At 44.9% G+C, this 16,626-nt stretch carries 18 protein-coding genes and 1 tRNA gene; 6 read left to right on the top strand and 13 right to left on the bottom strand.

Annotation, left to right across the window (positions count from 1 at the left end):
* The 3 genes from AC0J20_RS13935 to AC0J20_RS13925 form a co-directional block, all read right to left on the bottom strand.
* Positions 1-270 carry a hypothetical protein gene (locus AC0J20_RS13935; RefSeq protein ID WP_229527469.1) on the bottom strand — a complete coding sequence of 90 codons (270 nt, stop codon included), beginning with the start codon at positions 268-270 and terminating at the stop codon, positions 1-3.
* Entirely contained in the window at positions 267-1,919 is a 1,653-nt protein-coding gene (locus tag AC0J20_RS13930) for a response regulator (RefSeq protein ID WP_229527468.1), read from the bottom strand. The genes AC0J20_RS13935 and AC0J20_RS13930 overlap by 4 nt, the downstream gene beginning before the upstream one ends.
* A gap of 201 nt (positions 1,920-2,120) precedes the next feature.
* Positions 2,121-2,205, bottom strand: a tRNA-Tyr gene (locus AC0J20_RS13925).
* A gap of 125 nt (positions 2,206-2,330) precedes the next feature.
* Here AC0J20_RS13925 and AC0J20_RS13920 point away from each other — a divergent pair.
* A complete protein-coding gene (locus AC0J20_RS13920) occupies positions 2,331-2,828 on the top strand; it encodes a VC2046/SO_2500 family protein (RefSeq protein WP_229528022.1) in 498 nt (165 codons plus the stop codon).
* 1 nt (position 2,829) lies between these two features.
* On the opposite strand, the gene AC0J20_RS13915 is transcribed toward AC0J20_RS13920, so the two are convergent.
* The 8 genes from AC0J20_RS13915 to AC0J20_RS13880 all read right to left on the bottom strand — a co-directional run bounded on the left by AC0J20_RS13915 (position 2,830) and on the right by AC0J20_RS13880 (position 9,830).
* A complete protein-coding gene (locus tag AC0J20_RS13915; protein ID WP_229527467.1) occupies positions 2,830-3,309 on the bottom strand; it encodes a YchJ family protein in 480 nt (159 codons plus the stop codon).
* A 21-nt stretch (positions 3,310-3,330) separates the two neighbouring features.
* Positions 3,331-3,762 (bottom strand): hypothetical protein, encoded by a 432-nt coding sequence (locus AC0J20_RS13910; protein ID WP_473022119.1) that lies wholly within the window; start codon positions 3,760-3,762, stop codon positions 3,331-3,333.
* 125 nt (positions 3,763-3,887) lie between these two features.
* Complete coding sequence (gene msrQ / locus AC0J20_RS13905) at positions 3,888-4,514, bottom strand: protein-methionine-sulfoxide reductase heme-binding subunit MsrQ (protein WP_473022118.1); 627 nt, start codon at positions 4,512-4,514, stop codon at positions 3,888-3,890.
* A 4-nt stretch (positions 4,515-4,518) separates the two neighbouring features.
* Positions 4,519-5,520 carry a protein-methionine-sulfoxide reductase catalytic subunit MsrP gene (gene msrP / locus AC0J20_RS13900; protein ID WP_473022117.1) on the bottom strand — a complete coding sequence of 334 codons (1,002 nt, stop codon included), beginning with the start codon at positions 5,518-5,520 and terminating at the stop codon, positions 4,519-4,521.
* Positions 5,521-5,605: 85 nt separating this feature from the next.
* Positions 5,606-6,538: a tetratricopeptide repeat protein gene (locus tag AC0J20_RS13895; protein WP_473022116.1), complete on the bottom strand. Its 933-nt coding sequence runs from the start codon at positions 6,536-6,538 to the stop codon at positions 5,606-5,608.
* Positions 6,539-6,560: 22 nt separating this feature from the next.
* On the bottom strand, positions 6,561-7,898 hold the full coding sequence (locus AC0J20_RS13890; RefSeq protein WP_229527461.1) for an anti-phage deoxyguanosine triphosphatase: 1,338 nt from the start codon (positions 7,896-7,898) through the stop codon (positions 6,561-6,563).
* 106 nt (positions 7,899-8,004) lie between these two features.
* A complete protein-coding gene (gene yfbR / locus AC0J20_RS13885; protein WP_229527460.1) occupies positions 8,005-8,604 on the bottom strand; it encodes a 5'-deoxynucleotidase in 600 nt (199 codons plus the stop codon).
* A gap of 8 nt (positions 8,605-8,612) precedes the next feature.
* The gene (locus tag AC0J20_RS13880; protein WP_229527459.1) at positions 8,613-9,830 is read right to left on the bottom strand and encodes a pyridoxal phosphate-dependent aminotransferase; all 1,218 of its coding nucleotides are present in this window, start codon (positions 9,828-9,830) and stop codon (positions 8,613-8,615) included.
* Positions 9,831-10,012: 182 nt separating this feature from the next.
* On the opposite strand from AC0J20_RS13880, the gene AC0J20_RS13875 reads away from it, so the two are divergent.
* Together AC0J20_RS13875 and AC0J20_RS13870 are read left to right on the top strand one after the other, a co-directional pair.
* Complete coding sequence (locus AC0J20_RS13875) at positions 10,013-10,813, top strand: mechanosensitive ion channel family protein (RefSeq protein WP_473022115.1); 801 nt, start codon at positions 10,013-10,015, stop codon at positions 10,811-10,813.
* 54 nt (positions 10,814-10,867) lie between these two features.
* Positions 10,868-11,608 carry a DUF481 domain-containing protein gene (locus AC0J20_RS13870; RefSeq protein WP_229527457.1) on the top strand — a complete coding sequence of 247 codons (741 nt, stop codon included), beginning with the start codon at positions 10,868-10,870 and terminating at the stop codon, positions 11,606-11,608.
* A gap of 25 nt (positions 11,609-11,633) precedes the next feature.
* Here the strand turns inward: AC0J20_RS13870 and AC0J20_RS13865 are convergent, their stop codons facing one another.
* Together AC0J20_RS13865 and AC0J20_RS13860 are read right to left on the bottom strand one after the other, a co-directional pair.
* Positions 11,634-12,638 carry a hypothetical protein gene (locus AC0J20_RS13865; RefSeq protein ID WP_473022114.1) on the bottom strand — a complete coding sequence of 335 codons (1,005 nt, stop codon included), beginning with the start codon at positions 12,636-12,638 and terminating at the stop codon, positions 11,634-11,636.
* A gap of 133 nt (positions 12,639-12,771) precedes the next feature.
* Positions 12,772-13,395 (bottom strand): glutathione S-transferase family protein, encoded by a 624-nt coding sequence (locus AC0J20_RS13860; protein WP_473022113.1) that lies wholly within the window; start codon positions 13,393-13,395, stop codon positions 12,772-12,774.
* A 108-nt stretch (positions 13,396-13,503) separates the two neighbouring features.
* Here AC0J20_RS13860 and AC0J20_RS13855 point away from each other — a divergent pair, with 108 nt between their 5' ends.
* The 3 genes from AC0J20_RS13855 to AC0J20_RS13845 all read left to right on the top strand — a co-directional run bounded on the left by AC0J20_RS13855 (position 13,504) and on the right by AC0J20_RS13845 (position 16,496).
* Entirely contained in the window at positions 13,504-14,409 is a 906-nt protein-coding gene (locus tag AC0J20_RS13855; RefSeq protein WP_473022112.1) for a LysR family transcriptional regulator, read from the top strand.
* 113 nt (positions 14,410-14,522) lie between these two features.
* Positions 14,523-15,455, top strand: a complete 933-nt coding sequence (locus AC0J20_RS13850) for a substrate-binding periplasmic protein (RefSeq protein ID WP_473022111.1) — start codon at positions 14,523-14,525, stop codon at positions 15,453-15,455.
* A 132-nt stretch (positions 15,456-15,587) separates the two neighbouring features.
* On the top strand, positions 15,588-16,496 hold the full coding sequence (locus AC0J20_RS13845) for an NUDIX hydrolase (protein WP_473022110.1): 909 nt from the start codon (positions 15,588-15,590) through the stop codon (positions 16,494-16,496).
* The last annotated feature ends 130 nt before the right edge of the window (positions 16,497-16,626 follow it).

Here is a 16,626-nt window from a genome sequence, read left to right as displayed (position 1 = left end):
TTACTGTTTTCCTACCGGGCGCTCGTCACTATGACAAATAGTATCGTAATCATCCCGGTAATAGCGCAAGTCCACACAGGCTTCTTCATAGCGTTGTTTTGCGGTTAAGGCCGCCTGAGGGTGGCTTTTGTCGTTCATTTGTTTACGCAAGGTTTGACACATTTTTTCCTGGCGCTTAACTTCCAGAATATCCTCACAGGGTTTGTTTTCCAGAACGATGCAACCTTGTAGCAATGATGTTGCCAGGCCGGCAAGCAGAATATTTTTCATTTTAGTTCCATGTACTGACTCAGGTCAGATTTTAGTTTTAAAAATTCAGTGGACTGTTGTGCACTGAGTGCGATGCCTTCAAGTATTTTGATGGTCTTTTTTGATTCTACGATAGTTACCAAATCCGGTTTTGTTGTTTGTTCCATCAAACGTGTCGAACAATTTAGTAAATTGAGTGCCACGTCGGCATTAACTTGTGAGTACTTTAATGCGTGACCGAAGGCCTCAAAGGCTGCCTGGTATTTGCCTCCGTTGAAGCAGTCCAGACCTTTCTGATTATAGTGCTCAAATTTGCCGCTTTGGGATTCTATTTCTTTACCTACTTGTTCCAACATATACTCAATGTTGTCATCTAATCTGTAATCACTGGCTCGCAGGTCGTCAGTGAGTATTTTTGCCTGATCGAATTCGCCAACCTTTACCAATAAACTGATGGTGTCTGGCGCTAATACCATTGGCATTGCTTCAAATTTTTGTTCGATCTCTTTTTGAGCTGCGCTCAGGTTGTTTTTGGCTTCAACGGATTTTCCATCTAATGAATTGATTCGGCCAGTGATTAAGTTGGCAAATGCGTCGAAGCTGAATTCATCGCCAGAACGGATCACCAGTTCATCAGAGCGCAGACGTTGCAGTGTCAGCATGGCTTCTTGCTGGTATTTATTCTTTTTGCCTTTGTCATCGGCATTTTCAGCCACATCAATAATTGAGCGCACAAAGTTACACATGTGCGCCAGATCCCTGTGCACAGAGCGTTTACTTTGCTCAAACAGTTCTTTGCAACATTGTTTGGCGAATTCATAATCCTGATTGATACGACCAATGGCCGCACCTAAATACTGGCGGTTAATAGAGTAGGGAGACATATCTAAAGCGAGCCGTATCTGGGCCATGGCATCGGTGTATCTTTCCAGCGCCATATAACTTTGCGCCAGAATATCATGCCCCTCAAGGGCTAAAAGTCTGGCTGACACTATTTGTCTGGCCAGTTTAATGCTTTCTTCATAGTCACCCATTAATAATTTGGTTCTGGCCATGGCGACTTGTGCCCAGGGCAGGTTTTTCTGTTCCAATACTTCCTGTAACAGTTGGTGGGCGGCATCAAAGTCATCGACTCGCCAGTATAATTCAGTCATCAATAATATGATGCTCTGGCGGTATTTTGTGGCGGTTTCTAACAAGGTTTTGCAGGCTACAATGGCACCTTCCCAGTTTTGTTTGTGAACTTCCAGGTGGATACTGCGCAGGGCCTGTTTTTTTTCGAAAGCTTTAGCCAGCCTGTTAAGGAGTTGTGCCTGAGAAAAGGGTTTGATGATGTAATCGTCCGGGTTGCGCTCTATACTGCCCAGCACTATCGGACGGTGGCTGTCGCCACTTACCATCATATAGACGGTGTCGGCACGGGTGAGTTTTTGAATTCTGAGTTGTTCAATTAACTGGTAACCATTCTTTTTGTTGGTGCCCAGGTGCAGATCTGCGATGACAACATCAAACTTTTCCTTTTTGCAGTCTGCGATTGCCCCCTCTGCGCTTTGCACGATCCGCAAGGAGCGCACACCCAATTTAGAGATAATCCCCTTTAACATGAGCAAAAAAGGTCGTTGGTCGTCAACGATAATAACTCTCTTGTCTGTCAGATTTAATTTGGGCATTACAAGCGAAAGTGCTAATTCAGAATGTAGTCCTTAAAAATGAATGAGAACTGCGTCAAAAGCAAGGAAAACCACCAATGTTGTTGTTTTTTCGGGCAATTATTCAAAAATAAGGCGTGAGCACCAGTTAACTGCCGGGTTTGTATTCCGATGTGCTAAGTGGGCAAATCTGTGTGTGATATCAGACAATTAAGATAAAGGTGGTGGAGGGGGCTGGATTCGAACCAGCGAAGGCGGAGCCGTCAGATTTACAGTCTGATCCCTTTGGCCACTCGGGAACCCCTCCAAAAGAGCGGCGTATATTAGCAGAAAAATTGCTGCTGTAAACATTTCGTCATAATAAGTTTTGTTTTTAAAGATTTATCCCTATTTTGCCGATAACAAGGCGTTGAAGAGTTTCAGTTTTGTGTGATGGACAATAACCAAAAAACAACCGTAAATCCGGAAATCAGGCAGACCGAGTTTAAGACCGGACTTGGCCGGGCGCTGCGTCACGGATCGCAAAGTGACTTTGCCTTGTTACTGTCCATGATGCAGCAGGATATAACGCAAAGACTGAAAGTCGAAGGGGAGACGGAAGACAAGCCGGTAGGCTTAATCCCAATAGAAAAATTTAATTTCTATCCCGAAGTTCCGCTCAAAACAGAGAAACAACACTATTTATGGCAACAGGAGTTTGCAGGGGCTATTCAGCGCAACGACCTACCTTCGGCAAAGTTGCTGGCCTATATGCATCCCACGCCTTTATCCCTGTATAACGATGTTAAACGAATCCCGGATGATGTAACGTCAAACTGCGATATGTTTACACAACTGAAAATAAAAGGATTGCAGAGTGAAAATATACAGGTAGATGAAACACTACTTTACGATACGGTTAGAGAAGTCAGGGAGAAAGGACTCGATTAGCTCAACTGACTTTATTCAGACAACACTGTTTGAACTTTTTCCCGCTGGTGCAGGGACAGGGCGCATTTCTGGATAATTTAATCTTGCCTGAGTCACTTTGCATCTGGCCGGTTGTATATTTCCACTGACTGTCCTGCAACTCAAAATCAGAAATCTCGTGCATTTGGTATACCGTGCCTGCCTCATTATAAAATGCGATAAATTCTACCTGGGCGAAGTTGTCTGATATCGCTGTAAAGTTAAGCACCTTTAAGCCAATCCAATGGGTGTTTTCGGCGGCACTACTGAGGCCCTCAATGTTCAACTTTATGCGTTGCTCGTTACCGTAGGTTTCCAGAATATACTGGTAGTTTTTAGTGCAATAAGCTGAAAACCGGGAGCGCATCAACTGTTCAGCATTTTGTGGCGTTCGTTTTCCGTTGAGGAATGGTCCACAACACAACTCAATTTTTTCCCCACTACAACAGAAACAGTTTTGCATTGATATATCCGGCAATTTAAATCAATGCAGTGTCTCATTGTCACGGATGTTTTCCAACAAGATCACCTGTACTTTGTTTCTGTGACTCAAATTCTGAACATATTCAAACTGGGCTTCCGACAGCTTATTTTTTTCAACCACAACAGCACTGCAATGACCAGATAATATAATGCGTTGCAATGACTCAAACTGGCAATGGTGCTCTTTTAATTTGACCTGTAGTACGGGTAAATGTGCCGCCCTGAGTTTAATTTCATCGTTGAGGAAGTATATCCAGCGCTTTTGTCGGATAAGACCCAGAAACAGCGCCCGTAATTTTGCCATTTCATCAAACTGATAATGGGTATTAGCATTAGCACTTCTGGCTGAGTGTTTTGGCTGACTGACCTGCACATCAATAGATTCAGATAAGCTGGTGCTCTGTGGAGCGTTGTTCGACTCGATTAAAAACATAACAAATACCTGTATAAAACACTGTATAGGAAAACAGTAATACTGTATTTCAATCCAGTCAAGTTAAATTTGCATAAAGTTTGAACATGGGGAATAGTCGTTGGATAGCATGGTGTCGGCCAGGATTATTTTTGCCGGTCACCTGATTTGCTGAATAGGCGTTGTTGTACCACTTTGAATCGAGTGCTTAACATCAAAAGTAAAAGCAATGCATATAGTATTGGCTCTGGATCAAATGATTTCACAGACCAGATGAAATGGAGGATCACCAACAAACTGGCGGGATAGATTAGATTGTGTAGTTTTTGCCATCGTTTACCCAAAGTGCGTTGCATTGCTCTGGGTGAAGTAACGGCCAGCGATGTCAGAATCAGAAAGGCGCTAAATCCTACAGTGATGTAGGGGCGCTTAATAATGTCTTCCAGCAAGGTATCAAAGGCCAACTGCAGATCAAAAACAACGTAGTTTGAAAGGTGTAGCACTGCCCAGGTAAAGCTATATAAACCCAGTAAACGCCTAATTTTTATCCATTGTGGCTGGCGCGTAAATCTGGCTATTGGCGAAACCAATAGCGTCAGTAACAGTAGGTTAATGGCCCCCATACCGGTAAAGTGAATTAAGGCCTTCACCGGGTCTGCACCCAGCGCATCGGTAAAAGCCCAATAGTACCAGGTCAAGATAAACGCCAGGTTAGTGACATGTATGACAATCTTATGCTGTACAATACTTTTAGGTGTTACGCGTAATATCATTCTTCTAAAAATACTTACTCAAATCCAGATCTTTGTACAATGATGCAACTTCGCTGTAACCATTAAATGCTTTTGTGGCGATTCGTTGACTGCCTAACAATCCACCACTTCCTAACCGCCGTTCTGTCGCCTGCGACCATCGCGGGTGTGATACCTTTGGATTAACATTCGCATAGAAGCCATATTCACGAGGTTGCAGTATGTTCCAGGTGTTTGCCGGTTGGGTTGACGTTAATCGAATTCTGACCACCGACTTGATACTTTTAAAGCCATACTTCCAGGGGACAACCAGGCGTATCGGGGCACCGTTTTGCGGTGGCAAGGTTTTGCCATACAGTCCAACCGACATAAGTGTTAACGGGTGCATTGCTTCATCCAGACGCAAACCTTCTACATAGGGGTAATCAATACCTCCTCCCACAAAACGGCTTTTCTGCCCTGGCATTTCTTCCGGTCTGTACAGGGTTTCAAAGGCAACATAGCGGGCTTTGGATGTTGGCAGAGCTTTGTTCAGTAATTTATGTAATGGAAAGCCCAGCCAGGGAATAACCATAGACCAGGCTTCTACGCAACGAAATCGATAGATGCGCTCCTCGATATCAAAGCTGTTATACAGGGCGTCATAATCAAGTTTCAGGGGTTTTTCGACTTCACCGTCGACGATAAGTGACCAGGGATCTACGGTCAGCCCCTGAGCGTTGTCTTTAGGGTCGTCTTTACCTGTGCCAAATTCGTAAAAATTATTGTAAGAGGTCGCTTTTGCTTCTGATGTTATGGCATCCGATGCAATATAATTGCTGTTTTTCTTGTGGGGTAATGCCCTTGTCTGAAATTGCGGATCATCGCCAAACAAACTAAATGCAGTGCTACTTTGCGGTGTTGTCAGTAGCGCACCGGCACCAACAAAGCCCATGGATTTCAGAATGTTACGTCGGTTCTTAAACAGAGATTCGCTGGTGACGTCGTTTTCTGTTAGTGGTTGATCTACTGTTTTTAGTTTTGCCATATTCAAACGCTGCTCGGTTTACAGGTTAGCTGTTTACGTATGAGACCCGCTTTGGCTTAAAAAAATCTCTGAAGATGGTAAAAATTTATAATGGCGAGTGAATTTTATCCAGAATATCGGCGGCGTATTTCAACGCTGCATTGATATCTTTGGCGGTTAAATGGCGTTCCAGCTTTTTACGGGCATCAACAGCTTCATCAATGTTCTGACATACTGCCAGACTAAACCAGGCATAGGCATGAAAAAGACTTTTTGGTACACCATTGCCCTGTAGAAACAACATTCCCAAATATAGTTGTGCTTTGCCATGTCCTTGCATTGCCGCTTTGCGTAGCCACTTTGCGCCAAGATAATGATTTTTCTCGTGTTTGATATAGTGGATTCCGGTGGCAAATTGCTTGTGTGGCAACTGCTCAGGTGTGCTGCCTTTGGCTCTTTTTTCCAGCACCTGTATGAGATCGTCTATGCGCTCTAACAGAGACATTTCTAACTGATGAGCTTGCTGTGAATGCAACAGTCCCGCTGAGTGATTGATATCAATGTCAGTTGAATATTCGAATTCTTCAAACTCATCGTCTGTGTTTTGCCCGGCGTTGTCACTGGTTTTTTGAGTATCCTCGGCTTGCGCATCACTGAGGATGTCATCAGAGTAACTGGAGGCAACAGACTGGCGGGATGTTTTTGGTGTTGCTGAACTTTCAGGGGCATCCTGCTCGGGTGACTCGGCTATTTGCGTGATGTCCTGCTTGACTTCCTGCTTAATGTCGTCGTCCAGAACGTCAGATTCTTCAAGGCTAAACTCATCACCAATATCTGAGTCATTATCGTCTTCAAGGCTGAATTCGGGTGACTCGTTGTCATCGCCTGCATCATTGAAGAATGCATCTTCAAATTCTACGTCTTGTTGTCTTTCTGCTTCAGCCATAATAGGTAAACCATGTTGTTCTTTATATTCATCCGCCGATTTTGAAATATCTTTAACAAACAGCGGATTATTAGCGCTTTTTGCCCCTTGCAAAGGTCAACACGCTCCATTAAGTTTAGTAAAATTGGCCGTGATTGATACCTTGCATTTTAGGTAAAAACAAATTGCCATGCATTCTTGATGCAAATTCATCTGTCATGCCGGAAATATAGTCGGCAATCACCCGTGTTTCAGCACCGCGCTCTTTGGCCTTATACCATCTTTTCTGGGTATTTTCTGGTAACAGCCGCTCAGGATCTGATGCAAAAGCATTAAACAATTCCATAACCACCAGTTGCCCTTTGTATTCCAACTGCTGAATTTCTGATTTTTTGATGACCCTTTGAAACACAAACTTTTTAAAGACGCCAAGGGCCTGCTCAAACTCTTCAGGAAAGCTGGCGTTGTATTTCAACAGGGGCTCAGCAAAAGACTCATGGGTTTGCGTTACCTCAATTTTGGTAATAAACGCGTTAACCAGGGCACCAATAGCATTTTTGCGCTCATGTGGGTGCTCGCTAAACAACAGATCACTTAATCTGGGAAGCTGCTCGTTTAACCAGGTGGCGCCTTGAATCGCCATGATGGGTCCCACCAGTTCTTTTTCAAAAGCGCTTTGGTTGACGATACCCATCACAATGGCATCTTCCAGATCATGAATGCTGTAGGCGATGTCGTCGGCCAATTCCATAATCGAGCAATCAAACGATTTGAACTGAGTTTTTTGGTGAGAATTAGGGCTTTTGCTTTCTTTGCTCTGTTGCAATAAGCGTTTGTCTTCGCTGCTGAGCACATCAAGCATCCACTCTAAAGCAGCACTATCATCATCATAAAGCCCTTTAGGAGGATGCCAGTCGCCTGCTTTTACACTGCGAAAATCTTTCAGGTTATCGGTTGGATAGCTGCCCTGAAGTTGTGCAATAGTGGCAGGATATTTAACCAGGCCCAGTAAGGTTCTGCGGGACAGATCCATGCCGTGCTCAGCCGTATAAGGTTCCAGCCGGGTAACAATGCGAAATGTTTGTCCATTACCTTCAAAGCCGCCGTGTTTGTGCATCATATAATTGAGCGCTACTTCGCCACCATGACCGAAGGGAGGGTGCCCGATGTCATGGGCCAGACAAAGTGCTTCTATTAAGATTGGGTCCAGCGCCAGCTCAGACATAAGCTGTGGATACTTCATCTGAAGTTGTGCTGCAATGCCTTGTCCGATTTGTGATGCTTCCAGCGAGTGGGTCAGACGGGTGCGATAGAAGTCTCCAATACCAATGCCCAATACCTGAGTTTTTGATTGCAGTCGACGAAAGGCTGCGGAATGTAGAATTCGAGCTTTATCTCGTTGAAACGGCGTGCGGTGATCTCCTTCGCGCACAGTACGGTTATCAAACCGTCTCTCAAGCCATTGATTGTCCAATCCAAACCCTCTTGCGTTTTTGTTTACGTTACTGTGCTGTAACAAGCGGGTCAAGAGGGGGATTGGATATTATTGGCGGGAAATTAGTCACGTGCAATGGCGTGAGTTATTCCAGTTCCAGTGTGATTTCATCCAGACTAAGTAAAAAACTGGGCACGTACGCTTCCAGAAAATACTCAACTTCCGGCGAGTGATAATCTTTAAGGGTTTGATCCATACGTTTTTTGGCCAGTTTAAATTCTTTATTGCCTGCAGCCAGCTCTTCCAGCGTTTTCAGGTAAGCACAAATCACGTCTGCGGCTTTGACTAAAAATGCTTCTTCGCTGCTGTGGTGTTGCTGGTCAATTAATGCCGCATAGTCTTCCCGGAATTCTTCCGGTGCCATATCAATCAGGCGCTGTTCGGCTATTTTTTCAATCTTTTTATATTCTTCTTTTATGGCGTTGTTGAAATACTTGACCGGGTTGGGTAAATCCCCGGTTAGTACTTCTGATACGTCGTGAAAAAGTGCGATGGTCGCTACCCGGTTTGGGTCTACCTGGCCGTCATAATAACGGTTTTTGATCAGTGCCAAAGCGTGTGCCACCATCGCTACCTGCAGACTATGCTCCTGCACATTTTCCTGATGAACATTGCGCATTAACGGCCAGCGTTGGATGAGTTTCATTCTGGCCATGTGTGCGAAAAAGTGGCTTTTTGTATGCATATAACTATTTAATCCTGTATGTAAGTGGAAAAGAACTCTCTGATACCGTCTATCGCGGGCACCAGTTGATCCTGATGGGGCAAAAATACCAGTCGGAAGTAGATACCTTCAAAGAAATTAAAGGCACTACCATGGACTAACAGTACTTTTTGTTGCCGCAATAAATCCAGGATCATCCGTTCATCGTCGCGGATCTGAAATTTCTTTTCATCCACTTTGGCAAAACAATACATAGCACCTTTGGGTTTTACGCATTTGATGCCAGGAATATCGTTTAGCATTTTAAAAGCGATATCTCGCTGAGTCCGCAATCGTCCCCCCTCAGCTATTAATTCATTAATACTCTGATAGCCTCCCAGAGCGGTTTGTATGGCATGTTGACTGGGTACATTGGCACACATACGCATAGACGAAAGAATATTTAAGCCTTCAATGTACCCGCGTCCAAGGCGCTTATTACCACTCAGAAACAACCATCCGGCGCGAAAACCGGCTACCCGGTAATTTTTTGATAACCCGCTAAAGGTCGCAAAAAAGATATCATCTGCCAAACTGGCGATGGAGATGTGCTTGGCACGGTCGTAAACAATTTTGTCGTAAATCTCATCACTGAATATCATCAACCCGTGTTGCCTTGCCAGTTCAATGATCTCCAAAAGCAGGTCTTTACTGTAAACCGCACCCGTTGGATTGTTTGGGTTGATGATTACGATAGCTTTAGTGTTACTGGTTATTTTGGCGCGGATATCTTCGATGTCCGGAAACCAGTTGGATTTTTCATCGCAGCGGTAGTGTACCGGCGTCCCTGAACTCAGGCTTACAGCAGCAGTCCAAAGCGGGTAATCCGGAGAAGGCAACAACACTTCATCACCGCTGTTAAGCAATGCCTGCATGGCCATCACTATCAATTCGCTGACACCATTGCCGATAAACACATCTTCTATGGCGATATTTTTAATATTGCGTTGTTGGTAGTATTGCATCACTGCCACGCGGGCGGCATAAAGTCCGTTAGCATCTGCATAACCTTGCGAGCTGGGCAGGTTGTGAATAACGTCTTTGAGGATATCCTCAGGTGCTTCAAAACCAAACGGGGCGGGGTTACCGATATTGAGTTTTAATATACGGTGACCTTCATCCTCTAATCGTTTGGCTTCACTCAAAATGGGGCCACGAATGTCGTAGCATACATTGTTGAGTTTATTGGACTTTTCAATTGTTTTCATTTGGCATTTTTACTCCTTGCAGGTGTGCAAGAGTAAACAAACAGTGCACAGCTGTTAAGTGATTCTTTTAAATTTATCGGTACTATTTATAACAATTAGTCAAAAGTTTAATTTGAATTTAAAAAATCTTATGGATAATGGCCGCTGGAACACGAGAAAATACAAAACAATTGGGAGAAAGTATGGAAATACAACAAGAAGTATTGATGGCCTGGGGCATAAAAATAGGCCTTGCACTGGTTATCCTTGTCGTCGGTAACTTTATCGCAAAGACCGTTGTAAACCTGGTGAAAAAAGCGCTTGCCAAAAAACAGGTAGATGCTGCCGTTGTTAGTTTCGCTGGTAGCATTATCTATGTTATCGGGTTATTGGCCGTCTTAATTGCTTCAATGTCGCAGTTGGGTATCGACACAACCTCGCTGGTTGCCGTGATCGGTGCGGCAGGTTTAGCGATTGGTCTGGCGCTACAGGGGTCATTGTCCAATTTCGCGTCGGGTGTATTGATTGTCGTTCTGCGTCCTTTCAAAGCGGGTGATTTTGTTGAAGTGGGCAATCGTATGGGCACCGTCATGGAAATTAAGTTGTTTGCCACCAAACTTAAAACGCCAGACAACAAAATTGTTATTGTGCCGAACTCGTCTATTACCGGAAATGCCATTACCAATTTTTCGACGCAGGAAACGCGAAGAGTGGATTTGCTTATTGGTATCAGCTACGACGCAGATATTCGCAAAGCCAAATCGGTTATCGAAGAGTTAGTGGCCAGTGATGAGCGGGTACTGAAAGATCCGGCCTGGACTATTGCCGTGAGTGAGTTGGCAGATTCTTCGGTTAATCTGATTGTACGCCCCTGGGTAAAAACACCTGATTACTGGCCAGTTTATTGGCACCTGATTGAAAATATAAAAATTAAACTGGATGAAAACGACATCACCATCCCGTACCCACAAATGGATGTATATCTACATAAAACTGAAAATTAATCTTCTGTAGGGAACATTGAACGTTCCCTTTCGTTTTTTAAAAGAGTAAACACAATGAAAAAACTATTATTAGTCGCTGCGATGGCTGCCTGTGGCTATGCACACGCCAATGATGACGAGCAAAAAGCCTTTACCCTGGACGGGGAACTAGGCCTTATTTTTACTACTGGTAATACAGAAACTACGTCGGTAAAAGGGCGCCTGAGTGCCAGCCATGAAATGGAAATGTGGAGTAATGAATACCTAATCGAAGGTCTGTACAAAGAAGAGGAAGTGGAAAACGATCTGGGTGAGGATGAAAGCCAGACTTCCGCTCAGCGTTATTTCTTGTCAGCGCAGGGTAACTATAAACTGGATAACCCGCAAAACCGCTTGTTTGCCTTCGGTTCCTACGAAGATGACAGATTTACCAGCTTTGATTATCAGGCAACGGTAGCCGCCGGTTGGAGTAGTGTATTTTTTGAGTCTTCAACACAAAAGCTGACCTACAGTATCGGTCCGGGTTATTCCTTCGCAGAAAAGGTGGATGGTGAAGACGCCAGTGGCTTTATCGTCCGGGGTGCGTTTGACTATTCATGGAAGATTTCCAACTCAGCAAACTTTAAGCAAAAGGTGAGCACGGAAGTCGGTAGCGAAAACACTAAATCTAAGTCAGAAACCTCTGTTTCGGCCAAGATTGCCGATGCGCTTTCTATGAAGTTTTCAATTATCTTAAAGCACAACTCTGAAGTTGATGACGGTGTTGATAATCTGGATACAGAAACAGCAGCCACTTTGGTTTACACCTTCTTCTAAGCTGTATCTGAGTGAGCCAGGCGGCTCACTCAGCTTTTTCATTAACTGTTGCAGCGGATTCCGCTTGTTGCCAGGTACCCGTCGATAAATTATTGGGTGAATGATTTTCCAGCGTGAAGCGCCAGGGAAAAGCCTGCTTTATCAATAATCCGGTTGCAAGATTAAATCGCCAGAATCGCTCTGCACCGTCAAAATACGGTAGCAGTGGGTGTTCCCATAATATTTCTGCGTTTCCGGTCATAGTGAGTACATCGCCGGAGGCAAAATCGATAAACAAAAGTCCTGCCGCAGGGTTGATTTGAAAATTTCCCAGGGTATTAAACACCTTGTTGCCGCTAAAGTCGGGAATCAACAAGGTCGTGTTGTCTTCTGTTCGAACAAACCCGGGGACACCGCCCCGATGTGAGACATCCGCACCGTAGGCCACGCCGTTTTGAATGGATCGCCCGGCTGAGCTGGCTACGAAAAACGTATCTGCTTGCTCAATAACCCGATTTATCTCGCCATCAAACTTATTAAACCGGTATGGTACTGCCTGGGTTTTTACCGGGGCCGCTTGCCTGGTGCGCGTGTGAATATACTGCGGACAGTTGCCAAAAGTTTGCAGAACATTCAGGCTAATTTGGTTGTTACTGATGTCGGATACCATCGCTGATAGCCGATTCCGCCTTTTGGTCTCCAGCTCGATACCCAGTAAGCCAACCGGAAATTCAGCCATCATTGACTCATTAAACAGCGTCAGGGATTCTGCTAATGGATCTCCTGCTAGCGGAGTTGCATTTAAAACCACCTTTTTATCCGAGGGCGTTCGCATAAATCCGGGCTGGTTACAGAGTACCGAAGCCCATACCTGACCATCGATATCCTGGTGCCCCAGAAATACCATTGGCAGTGTTTGATAAAACAGTCGGTGCTGTTCTGGCATATGATCCCGTATCATTCTTTCACTGGTACGGGCAACTGATTCTGCAACACCCAGCTTTTCCTGAACGCTGATTTCACCGTGGTGAAACAATGGATAGGTGGTCATTAGAGAGTCCTTTGGCATTTTTGCTTACTTTGTCTGTGCCGCAGTTATTTTAAATGTCAGGTCAGCAGCAAAGCATTGTTGTAGAACTGAATTTTGCTACTGACTTTACATTCACTGCGGTATCATTGGTTAATTACAGCGCTTTCTTTGCATCTGTTTCAGTTGTCGGCATAGCGACAAATCCGGGCAATTGTTCCACTCTTGACAGCCAGGCGCAGACTTGCGGAAATCCAGACAAATCAACACCGCCTTCCGGGGCATGGGCTGTATAACTGTAGAGCGCGATATCCGCGATGGTTCGATTTTCCCCGACTAACCAATTTCGACCGGTTAAATGTTGCTCCATAATGGAAAGTAACGCACTTGCTTTGTCTAATGTACTGCCGTGATCCAGTGGCGCACCAAATACAGTGACAAGGCGTGCTGCTGCCGGACCATGTACTAATTCATTGGCTGCTTTTGAAAGCCAAACCTGAATTTGCGCCATCAGTTCAGGTGTATCTGGATACCATGAACGGTCCTGGTCATATTGAGTTGCGAGGTACACCAATATGGCGTTTGAATCTGCAACTACCCTGTTACCATCTTCTAATACCGGTACTTGTCCAAACGGGTTTTTAGCCAAATAATCTGGTTGTTTATGAGCCCGGTTAGCAAGGTCCACCGAGATAAGTTCAACATTAAGGTTTAGCAAACTGGCTAACAGTCTTGCTCTGTGAGCATGGCCCGACAATTCAAAATCATAAATTTTCATCATAAATCTCTCTGTGTTGTCAATGTAGAACAGAGTTTAAATTTATGTGTATTGGAGATAAATTAGCTAAACAACAAAACACAATCCATAAAATGTGGATAAAGGGCAGTTATGGACAAGATTGAATTAATGCGGGTGTTTTCGGTAGTGGCGCGCAATGGCAGCTTCACCAGAGCAGCCAACGAACTCAATATTGCAGTTCAGACGGTGAGTAAGTATGTAAAGGCGCTGGAAGACGAACTGGGGATACAGTTATTTAATCGCACTACCCGTAAAGTGACGCTGAATGATACCGGCACCGCTTACCTGGAAAAATGTGTTGATTTACTCGAGCAAATTGATGAGCTTGAATCAGCAATAAAAGTGACTCACAGCGCTCCCAAAGGGCGTATCCGTATTTCAGCGCCTACGTCGTTTGGTGAACTGCATCTGGTGCCGGCAATCCGGGACTTTTTGGTGTTATATCCGGGTATCAGTGTCGATATCGACCTGTCTAACCGCCGTGTTTCTCTGGTCGAAGAGGGGTTTGACATGGCATTGAGAATTGGTGAGTTGCCGGATTCAACAATGATTGCCCGTAAGTTAAGCGCGATGCGCATCGTGGTGTGTGCAGCCCCTGAATACCTTCAACGCTATGGCAGGCCGGCTCACCCTGAACAATTAGCACACCATAATTGTTTTGTAGATCATAACCTCAGACAAGGTCGCAGCTGGCGATTTTTGGAAAACAAACGGGTATTCAAAGTCGATGTAAGGGGAAACTTTGAAGCCAACTCTCCCGGTTCCATGCGACGTATGGTGTTATCCGGCCTGGGGATAGGCTTGTGCCCAATGTATGTGATTAAAGAAGATATCAGATGCAATACAATCGTCCCGTTATTTGAACAATATGAAGCTTATCAATACGGTGTTTATGCACTGTATCCGCACCGCAAACACTTGTCTCATCGCGTCAGAGTGTTGGTTGATTTTCTGGCTGAGCGATTTCGTCAGGAAGACTGGCTGCCACCTGGGTAAAAAGTCTTGTTCGCAGGATAATTTGCCACCGGTATCTTATTTTAGTCATAAAACCACGATACCTTGAAAGTTGACTAGAATTATCTCTATTGACAGGGGAAACGGGAAAGCGAATGAGATTGCCAACTTTCTACATTATTCATTGTTGTTTGGTGCTGTTGGTCAGCAGCCCGGGCTTAGCGTTAGCCACGATTGTAGAAATTGAGCGCGATGGTGAGATGATTGAATATCAGGGCTACCAAAATGCACGGGGTGCCTGGGTGTTTAATGCCGATGCGGAAAAACGCATTACTATGGCAACGCTGGACTGGCTACCTTACATTGGAGAAAATGCCTGTGGGCAAGGATGGGTACAGCAACTGGTTGTTGGTATTTTTTTGCAGCTTGATTATCAGGTGCACAGTTATTTTGTTCCATGGAAGCGTGCTGTAGCCATGGCTGAAAGAGGCTCGGTAGATATCTTGTACCCTGAATATGCTATCGCACCGAATGCACCTTCAGATATCTTTCCCGCTAAGAATCGGGACGAACTACTGCTCTTATCGGAGCCGTTTTCCGGCGGGAATGTCGCGCTGATCAAGCGCAAAGATCATGCTTTTGACTTTAATGGTGATTTGCTTAGCCTTAAAAACCAAACTATCGGTGTTGTTGCCGGATATGAAAATTCACCGGAATTTGATGCCTTGATGGAAGAGGGATATTTTCACACCAACCCTGCTGTTGACGACTGGACCAATATTAAAAAACTGCAAAAAGGCAGAATAAACTTTATCGTCGCTGATCCTGTCGTGGTTAATTATAGTGTTTCGCAACATATGGAGCGCGATGAAGCTATCGCGTTTCAGGATAATGTCGAAGTATTGCAACCCTATCTCGCGGTTCAACCGTTATATCTGGCGTTCTCCAGGTTAAGAGAGGAGCATCTGTCGCATAAAAAAGCGTTCGATCGGGTGTTGACGTCATGGCGCGAGTCCGGAAAGTTGAAAATACTGCGAGATAAATGGCTGGATAAAGTAGGGGAAAACCGGCTCTGCTCGATGTACTAGCAGCACTGCGTCCAACTCTGAGCGCTTAACATTACCAACCCGATTACACCGGCGGATTGTAATCCGGAGCGTGATAGCGCACACTTTGCGTAGCTGCAGTGCAGTCACCCGTTGTATTGGAGAATTTCTATCTTGCATTTAATTGTTACGCAACCCGCCGAATCTGCCGAACTTCCCTGGACAAGCATTAAACGCCAGGCGCAGCGACTTGGACACCACATAGAACAACAAGGTGACCGCATTCAAAAGGTCATTGCTGAACTGCCCACACAGCCACTGGCCATTAAGCTGGTGACCGCCGCGGGTGGTTCCGGAAATCAGGTGACATTGCTGACTAACCCTGAACTTTGCGTTGAAAAGGTACTTAACGCATCCCAGGCAATGCCAGGTGAAGGTGTCACGGTCTGGTGTTTGAGCCATGCCTGGTTTGCTAAAATGTTGGCGCCCAGACTTAATTTAGATGAGCACGACGCCGTAGAAATGGAAAACCTTCAGGCCCAGTGTTGTTGTTTGATTGCGTTAAAGCACAACAACATGACCAACTTAGCGGTAAAAGTTGCAACCTGTATCCCATCTTCCGCACTACCCAAAACCTTTACTTTTGAAACTGATGCCGGAACCGAGCAGCGGGATCGACCTGCTTATTATTATCGTCAGGCGGGTGTAATCCCGTGGCGCAGATTACATGGTCAACTTCAGGTCATGTTGATTACGTCTAACCAGAATCGCTATTGGGGTTTTCCTAAAGGGGTGATGGAGCCGGGTGAAAGCCCGGAATATACCGCTGAAATAGAAGCGCGCAGCGAAGGTGGCGTCGTGGGGGTATTAGGCCAACGAGTGGGGCAGTTTGAAGTCCCTAAATGGGGCGCTACCTGCACCGTAGACACCTTTGCGTTGGAAGTCACTGAGGTACTACCCAGACAGGTTTGGCAGGAGAATCATCGCAACCGGCATTGGTGTAGTATTGCGCTGGCCAAAGGGCTGGTCAAAGATAGCGGCTTTGTTGCAGTGTTAAGTCATTTTGAAGCCTGTCTGGGATAAAATATCACTCAAAACATCCCCTCAAAGCAAAGTAATTTTGCAGATTTGTTATTTTTCCTTGATCTTTTAGTTAATAAATGACAACGTTGTCATATCCGTATATTGTTTCTTTTTCAGACAGGTTGATGAA

It is taken from the genome of Planctobacterium sp. R6 (assembly GCF_055755215.1).
Note: the sequence above shows the minus strand (reverse complement) of the source record. Positions and strands in the feature narration are given on the sequence as shown.

Bases quoted from the DNA above. Each gene is read 5' to 3' on its own strand.
- AC0J20_RS13935 (WP_229527469.1), bottom strand. From the start codon at position 270: ATGAAAAATATTCTGCTTGCCGGCCTGGCAACATCATTGCTACAAGGT.
- AC0J20_RS13930 (WP_229527468.1), bottom strand. From the start codon at position 1,919: ATGCCCAAATTAAATCTGACAGACAAGAGAGTTATTATCGTTGACGAC.
- AC0J20_RS13920 (WP_229528022.1), top strand. From the start codon at position 2,331: ATGGACAATAACCAAAAAACAACCGTAAATCCGGAAATCAGGCAGACC.
- AC0J20_RS13915 (WP_229527467.1), bottom strand. From the start codon at position 3,309: ATGCAAAACTGTTTCTGTTGTAGTGGGGAAAAAATTGAGTTGTGTTGT.
- AC0J20_RS13910 (WP_473022119.1), bottom strand. From the start codon at position 3,762: ATGTTTTTAATCGAGTCGAACAACGCTCCACAGAGCACCAGCTTATCT.
- msrQ (WP_473022118.1), bottom strand. From the start codon at position 4,514: ATGATATTACGCGTAACACCTAAAAGTATTGTACAGCATAAGATTGTC.
- msrP (WP_473022117.1), bottom strand. From the start codon at position 5,520: ATGGCAAAACTAAAAACAGTAGATCAACCACTAACAGAAAACGACGTC.
- yfbR (WP_229527460.1), bottom strand. From the start codon at position 8,604: ATGCATACAAAAAGCCACTTTTTCGCACACATGGCCAGAATGAAACTC.
- AC0J20_RS13880 (WP_229527459.1), bottom strand. From the start codon at position 9,830: ATGAAAACAATTGAAAAGTCCAATAAACTCAACAATGTATGCTACGAC.
- AC0J20_RS13875 (WP_473022115.1), top strand. From the start codon at position 10,013: ATGGAAATACAACAAGAAGTATTGATGGCCTGGGGCATAAAAATAGGC.
- AC0J20_RS13870 (WP_229527457.1), top strand. From the start codon at position 10,868: ATGAAAAAACTATTATTAGTCGCTGCGATGGCTGCCTGTGGCTATGCA.
- AC0J20_RS13865 (WP_473022114.1), bottom strand. From the start codon at position 12,638: ATGACCACCTATCCATTGTTTCACCACGGTGAAATCAGCGTTCAGGAA.
- AC0J20_RS13860 (WP_473022113.1), bottom strand. From the start codon at position 13,395: ATGATGAAAATTTATGATTTTGAATTGTCGGGCCATGCTCACAGAGCA.
- AC0J20_RS13855 (WP_473022112.1), top strand. From the start codon at position 13,504: ATGGACAAGATTGAATTAATGCGGGTGTTTTCGGTAGTGGCGCGCAAT.
- AC0J20_RS13850 (WP_473022111.1), top strand. From the start codon at position 14,523: ATGAGATTGCCAACTTTCTACATTATTCATTGTTGTTTGGTGCTGTTG.